Source organism: Streptomyces sp. NBC_01716, from assembly GCF_036248275.1.
In the GTDB taxonomy this organism is placed as follows: Bacteria; Actinomycetota; Actinomycetes; order Streptomycetales; family Streptomycetaceae; genus Streptomyces.
This window is the reverse complement of sequence record NZ_CP109181.1, coordinates 5,404,474-5,416,052: the sequence shown is the minus strand read 5'-3', so window position 1 is coordinate 5,416,052 and position 11,579 is coordinate 5,404,474. Positions and strand designations below refer to the sequence as shown.

Here is an 11,579-nt window from a genome sequence, read left to right as displayed (position 1 = left end):
ACCTCAATGGACGGATCGTTGCAATGAGCTGACGGTGAACGCATACTGGACCGACCATTCACCGACGCACTGTCAGGAGGCGAGCGCGGATGCCGGGAGGCAGGCTGACGCACGAGGACCGCCGGGAGATCGGAGCGGGACTGGCCGAGGGGCTGGGTTACGCCGAGATCGCCAGACGCCTCGGCAGGCCCACCTCGACAGTCAGCCGGGAGGTGGCACGCAACGGCGGCCCCGACACCTACCGGGCCGACCGCGCGCTGCGGGCCACCGAGCGACGGGCGCGGCGGCGCGGGCCCGCGACCGCCCTTGAGGCACACGACGACACCGGCCGTGACGAACTCCGGCTGTTCGCCGAGCAGTTCGTCGCCATGCTGGTCGGGACCGGGCTCCCTCGCATGCCCTCCCGTGTCCTCGTCCGGCTCTTCCTCACCGACTCCGGCAGCCTCACCGCGACGGAACTGGTCCGGCAGTTGCGGGTCAGCCCCGCGTCGGTCTCCAAGGCCATCAGCTACCTCGAAGGCCTGGCGGTGGTCCGGCGGGAGCGCGATCCCCGGGGGCGGCGCGAGCGGTACGTCGTGGACGACGACGTCTGGTCGCGGGCCTGGACGCGTGACACGCGTGCGACCGCGAACTGGGCCGAGACCGCCCGACAGGGCTCCCGAATCGTCGGCGCGGCCACCCCCGCCGGGGTCCGGCTCGACCGGATGAGCCAGTTCTTCGCGACCCTCAGCGACGACATGGCGGGAGGCCCCTCCGGTGTCGACGACGCGCTCACCCTGCTCGCCGCGCTCCTGCACGGGCGGGCGCCGGAGGAGGTCGAGCGGCTCGCCGCCGGACTCGGCTGGTCCGCCGGGCGCCTCACGGACGCCCTGCGCCACGCCGCACCCGAGCGGCTCGCGACCGCCCGACAGGCCGCTCTGACGCACGGACCCGGCGGAGACCGTATTGACGGGAGCGTCCGCTAAGGCCACATTGATCCGGGGGCAGGGGGGAATGGTATGGCTCAGGGGGTGGGCTGTCCGATGCCGTACGCCGTGTTGGAAGGGGTCATGCGGCAGCGGCTCGGCAGGGAGTGTCTTTACGTGCCGTCGTGCCGGCTCGGGCTCTACGTGGCGTTGCGGCACTGGTGCAAGCCCGGTGGGCGGGTGTTGATGTCGCCCGTCAACGACGACGTCATCATGTTCGTGGTGCTCGCCGCCGGACTGCGCCCCGTCCAGGCGCCGCTGAGCGCGCGGGACGGGTCGATCGACCTGGCGGCCGTGCCGGAGTCCGACTGGCGCGGGCTGTCCGCCGTACTGACCACGAATCTGTACGGGAATCCCGATCCCGCACCCGAACTGCGCGCCCGCTGCGACGCGTTGGGGATCCCGTTGATCGAGGACGCGGCACACGCCATCGGCAGCGAGGTGGACGGCCGGGCCGTCGGCACCTTCGGGGACGCGGCCGTCTTCAGCCTCTCCAAGCATGTGGGCGCCAAGACCGGCGGGTTCCTCGCCATGGCCGACCCCGGGCTCCGTACGGAACTGGCGGCGGCCCGCGACGCACTCCTCCGACCGGCCGGACTCGCCGCCGAACTCGCCTACGCCGTAAGGCCGTACGCGGAGGCCGGGGTGCGCGGACTGCGGCTGGTGCGGGCCGCGCGGGGGCTGCTGCGCGCCGCCGGGGCCGAGGAACGCCGGGGCATCCGGATGGAGTTGCGGCCGGGTGAGCTGAAGGAGGCGCTGGCCGACGCGCGGGGGCTGGACGGCTTCGACTCGTGGGTGCGCGTCGACATGCACCCGTACCGCATCACGCCGGGCCGCGTGCGCCTGAGACGTACCGAACGGCTGCTGTCCGGGCTCGATCCGCTGCTCGGGGCCCACCGGGCGGGCACGGAACGGCTGTTGGCGACGCGGTGGGCGCCGGCCGGGACGCACGGAGGGGTGCAGCCGCTGTTCCGGGTGCCGTTGCTGGTCGCCGACCGGGACGCCGCGGTCACCGCGCTCGCCAAGCGCCGGATCACCACCGGTTATCTGTACGACCCGCCGCTCGACGTCTACGCGGGCGACGTCTTCACCGACGCGTCGCCGCACCCCGCGCCCGCCGCCTGGTTCGCCCGGCACGCGCTGCCGGCCGATCCGTTACGGGCCGGTCAAGTCATCGCCGCACTGGACGAGTTGGGGGCCGAGCCCGTCTTACCTCCGGGGCACGACGGTGGCTGACACCCTGCGGAAGGGCGCGTCGACCGAGGGCGGCGGAGACGCCGAGAGCGACAGCGGCGACCACAGCGACTCGATGTTCCGCAACGCGTACGCGCTGATGCTCTCCACCGGCGTCTCCGCCGCCCTCGGTCTCGGCTTCTGGCTGGTCGCCGCCCGCTATTACACGGAGGAGGCCGTCGGCCAGGGCTCCGCCGCCATCGCCGCCATGCGGCTGCTGGCGTCCCTCACCGCGACCACCATGATCGGCGCGGTGGTGCGCTACGTGCCCCGGGCCGGGCGGACGACCGGGTCGCTGGTCCGGCGTGCGTACGCGGTCAGTTCGGCCGTCGTGTGTGTCGCCTGTGTGGTCTTCCTGCTGACGCTCGACCTCTGGGGCCCCTCGTACGCGCCGCTCAGCGGCGTCACCGCCGGGCTCGTCTTCACCGCCTCATGCGTGGCCTGGGCGCTGCTCACCCTCCAGGACGGGGTGCTGACCGGGCTCCGCAGGGCCTTCTGGGTGCCGGTCGGCAACGCTGTCTTCTCCCTCGGGAAACTGCTGCTGCTCGTCGTGTTCGCCACCGCGATGCCGGTCCTCGGCGTCTTCGTGTCGTGGGCGGCGGCCATCGCCCTGTCCGTACTGCCCCTGGGCTGGCTGGTGTTCCGCCGGCTCATCCCGCGCCAGGCCGCCGCCGACCGGGACCGCGAGCCGCCGCGCCCGGCGGACATCGGGCGGTTCCTGGCCGGTGACTCGGTCGGCGCCCTGTTCAGCCTGGCGATGATCAACCTGCTGCCGGTGATGGTCGCCGTCCGCTTCGACGCGGCGCACAACGCGTTCTTCTACACCGCCTACACCGTCGGCGGGACGATGGAGTTCATGGCCATCAACATGGCCTCGTCCCTGACCGCGCACGCCTCGCACTCCCCCGAGCGGCTGGCGGAGGGCGTACGGGGGGCGCTGCGCCGGATGACGCTGCTGCTGGTGCCCGTCGTGCTGGTGCTGGTGATCTTCGCGCCGCAGGTGCTCGCGCCCTTCGGGGCGGACTACGCCGAGCACGGCTCGACGGTGCTGCGCCTGCTGGCCGCCGCCGCGCTGCCCCGGGTCGTGGTGGAGCTGTATATCGGTGTGCTGCGTGTCCAGGGGCGTACGGGCATGCTCGCCGCCCTTCAGGGCGCCATGTGCGTGTGCGTCCTCGGCAGCGCGGTCGTGCTGCTCGGGCCCGCCGGGATATCGGGCGCCGGGCTGGCGATGCTGCTTTCCATGACGCTGGTCGCGCTGCTGGCGGCGCCGGGGCTGCGGTCGGCGCTCAAGGGGCACGGCCGGGGGCGAGGGTGGGGCCGGGCGCGGGAACAGGGTTACGGAACGACGTGGGCGCGCGAGGCCGCCGAGCACAGGGTGGCCACGGCTCGTACGGAGGCGGAGGAGGCGGAGGAACCGGCCCCACACCCCAAGGGGCGCCTGTCCACCGCCGCGCTCTGGATGCTCCTGGCGCTGGCCACCGGACTGTTCTGGATACCGCTGCGGGGCATGGCCGACATCGCGGCCGACGAGATGTCGGGGGCCCAGCTCATCGCCGCGCTTCCGCCGTTGACCCTGGGCGCCGGAGTCCTGCTGATCGTCGTCCAGTGTGCGGCCGTGGCAGCCGTACGGTCGCGTCCGCTCCTGCTCACGGCCGGCCTGGTGGCCCTGTTCACCGCGCTGCACGGTGCGCCGGCCCTTCTCGGCGTACGGCCCGAGGCGGTGTCCGGCCCCTGGCACCGGCCGCTCACTGACGCCCTCGCCCAACTGACCGGTGAGGCACGGGCGTTGGAACTCCTGCCCGTCGCTCTCCAACTGCTCTGCCTGGGGCTGGCCGCCGTCGCCCTCCGCACGTCATTCGCGAACGGGCGGCTGGACGGGCGGGCGGTCGCGACGGCGGTCTGGTGCCTCGCGGTGGTGGGCTGGTCGGCACAGCGCGCCTTCGCGGCGGTCGCCGTCCCGGTGACCCTTGGTCTGCTGGTGGTCGCCGTCACCGCCGTACTCCTGCGGATCCCCAAGGGAAGGACCCCGTCCGGCCACTGAGCGTCCGACCGGTTCGTGCGACGGCGTACGGGCGCTGCTCGGCGGTCGAGAGCTACCCGGGCAGCGGCTGCCGGAAGTAGTCGTCCTCGCCCGCCTCGCGGTAACCCGCCAGCCCCGGGCCGTCGTTGACCGTCAGATCGCAGTTGTCGCCCGGCACCGGTCTGTTCCACTGCACCAGTGCCTTCACGTCCGGCATAGAGCGCACCGATCCGGGGATGTCCGCGTACCAGTCGCGCTGTCTGCCGGGGTCGCCCGGATCGGGAACGGTGCCGAACTCGGCCAGCATCAAAGGCTTCTCCGCCGATACGTTGGCCCGCAGCCAGTCATAGGTCGGCCGCTGGCTGCGTTCGAAGTCCTTCCAGTCGGTCGTGTCGTGACAGAGGAAGTAGTTGTACTGGTCCATGCCGATCCAGTCGACGTAGTCGTCCCCCGGATACAGCGCCTTCATCTCGTCCGCGCTGCCCAGATAGCCGGAGACCGTCCACACCCACACCACGTTGTCGACGCCCAACTCCTCGAAGCGGTCCCGGAGATGGCGGTACGCGGCGACGTACTCCTCCGGGGTGCCCGCGCCCTCCTTGATCCGGGCGTCGACCTCCTGGTCGAAGGAGAAGAAGATCCGTTTGCCCTGCTCGTCGCCGTACTCCTTGATCCGGCGCGCCTGCGGATCGATGATCTCCTCGTCGTGCTTCCCGGAGGCGATGTTCGCCCAGCCCAGCTGGTCCTCGGTCCAGTTGGCGTGGTGCGGCTCACGCCACACGGTGGACTCCCAGGCCAGCATCAACATCCGGTCCTCGCCCAACTCCCGCTCGTCGGGGGTGAGAAGCTGTCCGTCGAGGTCGGTGTTCGACATGTCGTGGTAGTTGTAGACGAGGTCGAGCCTGCGGCCGATCTTCTTCTCGAAGGCGTACACCGCCCGGGTGAGCGAGCCTTCCGCCGGGCCGCTCTCGTCGTACGGGACGTACGCCCCCCACCACGCGCCGCACGGCGGCTCCAGCCGGTCGGTAGCCGCGCAGGGGTCCACCGGCCCGTCCGACTCGGTGGCCCAGATGCCGATCCCGGCGATGAGCAGCCCGACGGCGACGAGGACGATCACGGTGTACGCCTGCTTCTCGGCGTCACTGAGCCGTGCCGCCATCAGCGGTCCCTCCGGCCCACCGCGCCGCGCGTCGCGGCGGGCAGGGGCAGCCCCGGCAGGGCGGCGGCGACGGTCGTGACCGCCGCCAGTGTCACCAGGAAGGCCGTCGCCGAGAAGCCGCGCACCAGAAACAGGGTCGTGGAGACCGTCACCGCGAGGGAGAGACTGAGCGGCGCGGCGAGCGCGACGGCCTCGATACGGGCGGCCGGGCGCAGCGTGCCGCGCAGCGGATGGAGGAGCGCGAGACCGGGTCCGAAACAGACGAAGAGCGACACCGGGATCCAGCGCAGTGGTGAACCACCGGGCAGAGCGGTCGCGGCGAGCGCGCCCCAGCCGGCGAGGGCCAGCGGTACTCGGAGCCGTAAATGATCCAAAGTCATGGACGTTCGCCTTCCGCGGCCTGCCGGTACTCCAGGACGATGCCGTACGAGTGCGCCTCCACCACCCGGAACAGGGGCGAGACGCTGAGCCGTGACCGCAGGGCGCCGAAGCCGCCCGGGGGCAGCAGTCCTTCACCGGCCGCGTAGATGTCCTGCGTACGGGTGAGGATCACGTACGCGTCGGTGTCCGGCGGGATCCGGTCGGCCAGATAGCGGGCGGGGTCCTCCAACATCCGTTCGTTCTCGGGTAGTTCCTGCTCGGCGAAGAACCAGTGCTCCACCCGGTCGTAGCGGTGCAGCGCCTGCGGGAAGGAGCCGGTGGTGGCGAGGATCAGCGCGCCGTCGGGCGCCCGGTCGATCGCGCGGGTGACCAGCGCGGTCTCGGCGGGCGGGGTGTAGTACATCTTCTCCTTGCCGTAGTACGAGGGCAGGAAGCCGGCCAGCAGCGCCACCAGGGAGACGGGCAGCGCGACATGGAGCGTGAGCGCGGCGGCCCGGCGGCGCGCCGGTCCGCGCCGGGTTGCACCGACGGCGGGCACGAGCGTCGCCGCCGCGAAGAACGCGGCGCCGGGCAGCCCGAACAGATAGACCCGGAAGAGCATTTCGCCGCCGTAGTCGTTCACGACGAAGAGCGGGACGGGAGCGACGGACACGAGCAGCAGCGGCAGCGCGCTCCGCAGGAGCCGGCGCCGCAGCAGAAGCGCCGCGCCCGCCAGCGCGGCGACGGCGAGCACCATCAACACGTTGGCGCGGCCCGCGAGTTCGGGGCCGGGGCCGGTGAGCTCACCGGCGTAACCCGCGCGTGAGTTCTGGGTCAGCTCGCCGAGCGAGTCCCGCACCGTGCCCAGGGTCTCGACGAACAGCGGCCGGCCCATCGTCAGGTCCCAGGCCAGCATGATCAGGACGGCGACGGCCAGCAGTCCGTAGTTGCGGTAGCGGCGGGTGAGGGTCAGGGCGAACAGCGAGACGCAGAGCATCACCGGCGTGAGCTGGTGCGCGGCGTTGACGGCCAGGATCAGCGGCGCGAGGAGCGCCACACAGACGGCACGCTGCCGGGTGCCGGTGGGCGGTGGCACGGCGGCGGACGCCGGGTCGAGGAACGACCGGTCGCGCAGCCTGCCCGCCGACTTCGGCAGCACGAAGTGCCGCAGCACGACGGCGATCACGGACAGATGCAGCAGATACGCGAAGCCCTGGGGCGCCAGATAGTCCTGCCCCACCCAGTTGGCGAGCTGGAAGATCCAGACGGCGGTCCACACCAGCCGCCAGTCCTCGGTGAAGGTGCGGTACAGCAGCACGAGCACCGGCATCATGAGCAGACCGAGCGCGATCGGGGCCCAGTTGAGGAACGCGGCGGCGCTCTCGACACCGAAGGCGCGGACCAGCCCGCCGACGAGGGTGAAGAAGCCGGGCCACTGGTCGTAGGCGGACATGTTGCCCGACAGGGCGCCGTTCGGGCGCAGTTCACCGTTGAGCAGGAGCTGGTTGACGACGGCGTCGTGCTTGGAGGCCCAGGGATAGCGCACGGAGTCGTACAGGACGGCGGGTGGCGCCTTGAGCGCGACGAGAAGGGCGACGCAGTAGCTCGCCGGCCACCATGGCGCGGTTCCGGCGCGGCGCAGGGCGGCCAGGAATCCGCAGGTGAGGAGGGCGAGGGCGGCGTAGAACGCGACGGGGAAACGGTCGAGGAGCCCGTAGTCGCCCATGGTGCGGAAGCCGATGCGCGGCAGCGCGTACATCCAGAGGGCGGCCCCGGCGAGCAACGGCAGCCAGGAGAGGAGGAGTTGGGGCCGCAGGGCCCGTAACGGCCGGGGCAGCGCGCGGCGGGGCCGGGGCGGGATTGATCGCGTCGGCGGCGGGGCCTCGGTCTCAGCCTCAGCCTTGGTCCGAGGCTGGGCCATGTCCGGTGCGGGCACGCGTGGTTGCACGGTGCGGCTCCCCCCACCCCTGTGTCGCGGCCGTCACGCCGCTGTCCCCTTCAGCGAATTATATGAACTCTCTGCGCTTTTGCGTGGCTCTCGTACATCTCTGTTGCGTAAGAGCCGCCCCCTGCGCCGGCCTCGTCTAGCCAGCGAACCGCGGACCCCCGACGGCCGCGCGCGTCCTGCGGTAGAGGCGCCAGCCCACCGTCGCCGCCGAGTCGGGGAACGGCGCCGCCCGCGCGCCCTCCCCCGCCATCCACGCCTCCACGTCCGCCACCGTGTGGCCGCTGCGCAGGATGAGGCGGGAGATACGGAACGGTTCGTCCGTGTCCGAGCTGAGGGCGTGGCGTACGGCGACGGCCGAGGTGTATCCGGCGCGGCGGGCGGCCCCCCGTACGGCACGGCTGTTGTAGCCGTGCGGATAGGCCAGATGCGCGACCTCATGGCCCAGGACGTCTTCGAGCGCCGCCTTGGACTCTCTTAGCTCGCGGTCCAGTTGGGGCGCGCGGAGGGTGTCCAGCTGCGGATGGGTGACCGTGTGCGCGCCGACCTCCACGCCGTACCGCTCCAGCGACGGCGCCTGCGCGAGAGTCATCATCGGGGCGGGCGGGAGCAGGCTGCCGAGTCCCGGGGTGATGGCACCGGTCGTGAGATAGGCGGTGGCGGGCAGGGCGCGCTCGGCGAGCGCTTCGGCCGTCGGGCCCGGCAGGTCGGCGAATCCGTCGTCGAAGGTCAGGACCACGGGCCGGGGTGGCAGCGGGGCGCCGCCGGTCAGCCCGTCGACGAGCGCGCTGACTGGTACGGGCGTACGGCCCGATGCCACGATCGCGTCGAGTTGGTCGGTGAACTGCCTCGGTGTGACGGTGAATTCAGCGATCCAGGCGGGTGGATCGGCCATCACCGCGTGGTACAGCAGTACGGGGATACGGGACGGTGAGTGGTCCCCCGGTCGCGTCGCCGGGTGCGGCACCCGACTCGTCATCGCCGCCCCCAGCGGGCCTTGGCATAGCCCAACGGGCCGTACAGCATCCCTCTGCGCTCCAGCCGGGACAGGGTGCGCGGCCACGGGTGGCTGTGGGTGCCGTGCGCGCCGGGGGCACCAGGGGCGCTGGCCCCGGTCTCGGCCGGACCCTGGCGGTGGGCGGTGATGGCCCGCGCGTGGGCCAGCCCGCGCGGCAGCTTCGCCAACAGCGCGGGCAGCAGGGCCGGGTGGCGGCAGATGACGGCGGTGAGATAGGCGGTGAGGCCGGCGCCGTAGCCGTACGCCTGGTTCCGCAGGTCCTGCCAGGTCTCGCGGTGGTGGTGCCAGACCAGCGCGCCGGATACGTACCGCAGCCGGTGGCCCGCGCTCAGGATCCGGACGAACGCGTAGAGGTCGTCGCCGCCCTTGGCGGGTGTACCGGTGCCGGTGGCGGGGTCGAAACCGCCGACGGCGCGCAGGGCGGACGCGCGGAACGCCATGTTGGCGCCGGATCCGAAGCTGCCCGCCGTGAACGGGAAGAGCGGTTCGCCGGCGGGCGGCGCGGCCGGGTCGTAGAGACGCGGGGTGAAGCCTTTCGCGAAGCCGCCGTGGCTCTCCAGGAGGACCTGCGCGGGGGTGGTCAGACGGGCGGGGAGGATCAGGCCCGTGACACAGCCGGTACGGGGATCGGCGGCGAACGGCGCGGTGAGCGCGGAGAGCCAGTGCGGATCGGCGACGACGTCGTCGTCCGTGAAGGCGATGACGGGGCTGTCGGTGGCCGCGACGCCTCGGTTGTGGGCGGCGGCCAGTCCGGGCACGGGCTCGTGGACGTAGGTGACGCGGCCCGCGTAACGGGAGTGGACGAGTTCACGGGTGGCGGTGGTGACGGGCGCGTTGTCGACGACCACGACGGCGAAGTCCGGGTGGTCCTGCGCGAGGAGCGAATCGAGGGCGCGGCCGAGCTGGTCGGCGCGCTCGCGGGTGGCGACGACGACTGTCGTACGGGGCGGCTCATCGCCCAACGGGCCTTTGGCCGACGGGTGTTGGAGGTGCTCGCCGTGCTCGCCGCCGCGCTGCGCGAGGAAGGCCGCCGTCAGGACCTCGGCGGGGTCGGCGCCCTCCGGGACCGTGGTGAGGACAGTGGCGACGGGGCGGCCCCGGAGCCGTACGAGCGCGTAGACGGGACCGGCGTGGAGGGGCGGGCCGCCGGGGGCGGGGGTCAGTGACAGGACCTCGGCCTTGGCGCCGGGATCGCCGGGGCCACCGGGACCGCCGGGATCCAGGTCCAGGTCGGCGACGCCGACGTCTCGCAGGAGCGATCGTGAGGGCGGTCCTGAAGGTGGTCGTGAGGACGTGCTCGGAGTGTGGGGCATCCTGCCTCCGCTCGTGGGCACTGAGAACGACTGCCAAGTGGTACGCGGAATCGGCCCGGTCGCCGGCCGCCGTCACCGGTCCCGGAACCGGCCCACCTGCTTCAGAGCGCGCTGCGCGTAGCCCGCCAGCCTCGGCCTGTTCCGTACGAAGCTGTGCGCGCGGCGCGACGGCTCACGGCTGAGCCGGTACAGGGCCGCCCGCGGCCCGCGCCGTACCGACGCCCCCTCGTACACCCGCAGATCACCGGTCTTGAGCGCGTCCTTGTACTCGGCGGCGCCCCGGCCCAGGTCGAGCAGGCCGATCCCGGCACCGGCCGCCGCCTCCGCCATCCGCAGATGGAGGATCAGACCCGGTGAGTACTTGGCGAAGTCGGTGTCGTACGCGGGGAACCAGCAGGACAGGACCGTCCGTGAGCGGAGCCCGAAGTGCGCGGCGACCGGGCGGTCACCGACGTACAGCACGGAAAGGACACCGGAGCAGCCGGGCGTGCGGTCCGCCGCCAACTGCCTTACCAGCGCGCTGATCCACTCCTTCGCGAACCGGTCGCGGCGGCCCGTCCTGCGGTACTGGGCCGACTTCCACTCCATGAGCGTGCGCAGGGCCGCCGGATCACGCTCGTCGAAGACGAACCGCACCTCGCCCGCCTGCCGGGCCAGTTTGCGTTCCTTGGCGGTCGTCGTACGGAAGAACTTGGGCGAGCCGGCGCGCAGGACCGCCTCGTACGCCTCGTACCCCTGAGCGACGTCGATGACCGGAGAGTCGAACTCCTCGGCCGCAGCCGGGACGAAGAGCGTCTGGCCCCCGTCGAGATTGTCGAACTCCCAGCTGGTGAGGGAGCACGCGCGCAGCAACTCCCCGGCCGTGAGCGTGTGTTCGGGGCTCAGCACCACTCCCTGGCAGTCGGACACCCCGAACCCGATCGCACGGCCCTGCCCCAACGGGCCCTTCTCGTAAGGGAAGAAGCCTTCGTACTCGCCGCTCCCGCCTCCGACGACGGCCACCCGCGCGCCCGGCCGCACGCGGCCCACGGCGAGGGTGAACTCGGGCTCCATGAACGGATTGGCGGGGGCGCCGGACAGCGCCCGTAACTCGCGCCAGCGTTCGATCTCCGCCGCGCCCATCTCCCCCGGCCGCATCACACGGATGCGGGCGGCGGCACCACGTACACGTACATCGCTCAACTCGACCCCCCGGCCGCTCGGGCCCGTCCCTGTCGGCCGTCCCCACGGCCGGTCCCCCGACGAGCTCACGCCGAACAGGACGGTACCGGCCCAAATCGCTCCGGTACAGGGCCAGTCGGCCATGTCATGACGGATACGGATCACGGCAGACGCGGTGGGTGAACCTGTACATGTGGCCGATGGTGGCCAGGGGGCCGGTGTGGCGGGGTGCGGCCACACCCACTGCCAGCCCGAACGTCCCGCGGGTCCGCCCCACTTGTGTGCGGGTAGTGCCCGGCTTGTGTCGCCGTGTGACAGGAGTTGAGCAACTCCTGCCCGCGGCAGGCACATTGCTCGTAGGATCTGGTTGCTCGCGATCACGCCGGCGGGAGCCCTACGTGTCCG

Annotated in this window: 9 protein-coding genes; 3 read left to right on the top strand and 6 right to left on the bottom strand. The window is 72.2% G+C overall.

The annotated features are described in order from the left end of the window. Positions 1-89: 89 nt before the first annotated feature. The 3 genes from OIE74_RS23915 to OIE74_RS23905 all read left to right on the top strand — a co-directional run bounded on the left by OIE74_RS23915 (position 90) and on the right by OIE74_RS23905 (position 4,239). Entirely contained in the window at positions 90-965 is an 876-nt protein-coding gene (locus tag OIE74_RS23915) for a helix-turn-helix domain-containing protein (RefSeq protein WP_443076211.1), read from the top strand. A gap of 84 nt (positions 966-1,049) precedes the next feature. After that, the gene (locus OIE74_RS23910; RefSeq protein WP_329392417.1) at positions 1,050-2,201 is read left to right on the top strand and encodes a DegT/DnrJ/EryC1/StrS family aminotransferase; all 1,152 of its coding nucleotides are present in this window, start codon (positions 1,050-1,052) and stop codon (positions 2,199-2,201) included. A gap of 73 nt (positions 2,202-2,274) precedes the next feature. After that, positions 2,275-4,239 (top strand): lipopolysaccharide biosynthesis protein, encoded by a 1,965-nt coding sequence (locus OIE74_RS23905; protein WP_329392416.1) that lies wholly within the window; start codon positions 2,275-2,277, stop codon positions 4,237-4,239. Between the two features lie 52 nt (positions 4,240-4,291). On the opposite strand, the gene OIE74_RS23900 is transcribed toward OIE74_RS23905, so the two are convergent. The 6 genes from OIE74_RS23900 to OIE74_RS23875 form a co-directional block, all read right to left on the bottom strand. After that, positions 4,292-5,377 (bottom strand): glycoside hydrolase family 26 protein, encoded by a 1,086-nt coding sequence (locus OIE74_RS23900; RefSeq protein ID WP_329386921.1) that lies wholly within the window; start codon positions 5,375-5,377, stop codon positions 4,292-4,294. Further along, positions 5,377-5,757 carry a hypothetical protein gene (locus OIE74_RS23895; RefSeq protein WP_329386919.1) on the bottom strand — a complete coding sequence of 127 codons (381 nt, stop codon included), beginning with the start codon at positions 5,755-5,757 and terminating at the stop codon, positions 5,377-5,379. Before OIE74_RS23895 ends, OIE74_RS23900 begins: the two co-directional genes overlap by 1 nt. Then, positions 5,754-7,658: a hypothetical protein gene (locus tag OIE74_RS23890; RefSeq protein ID WP_443076379.1), complete on the bottom strand. Its 1,905-nt coding sequence runs from the start codon at positions 7,656-7,658 to the stop codon at positions 5,754-5,756. The genes OIE74_RS23895 and OIE74_RS23890 overlap by 4 nt, the downstream gene beginning before the upstream one ends. Before the next feature lie 163 nt (positions 7,659-7,821). Continuing rightward, on the bottom strand, positions 7,822-8,577 hold the full coding sequence (locus tag OIE74_RS23885; protein WP_329392415.1) for a polysaccharide deacetylase family protein: 756 nt from the start codon (positions 8,575-8,577) through the stop codon (positions 7,822-7,824). Positions 8,578-8,657: 80 nt separating this feature from the next. Then, positions 8,658-10,013 carry a glycosyltransferase gene (locus OIE74_RS23880; RefSeq protein ID WP_329386915.1) on the bottom strand — a complete coding sequence of 452 codons (1,356 nt, stop codon included), beginning with the start codon at positions 10,011-10,013 and terminating at the stop codon, positions 8,658-8,660. 72 nt (positions 10,014-10,085) lie between these two features. After that, entirely contained in the window at positions 10,086-11,150 is a 1,065-nt protein-coding gene (locus OIE74_RS23875) for a GNAT family N-acetyltransferase (protein WP_329392414.1), read from the bottom strand. Between the last annotated feature and the right edge of the window lie 429 nt (positions 11,151-11,579).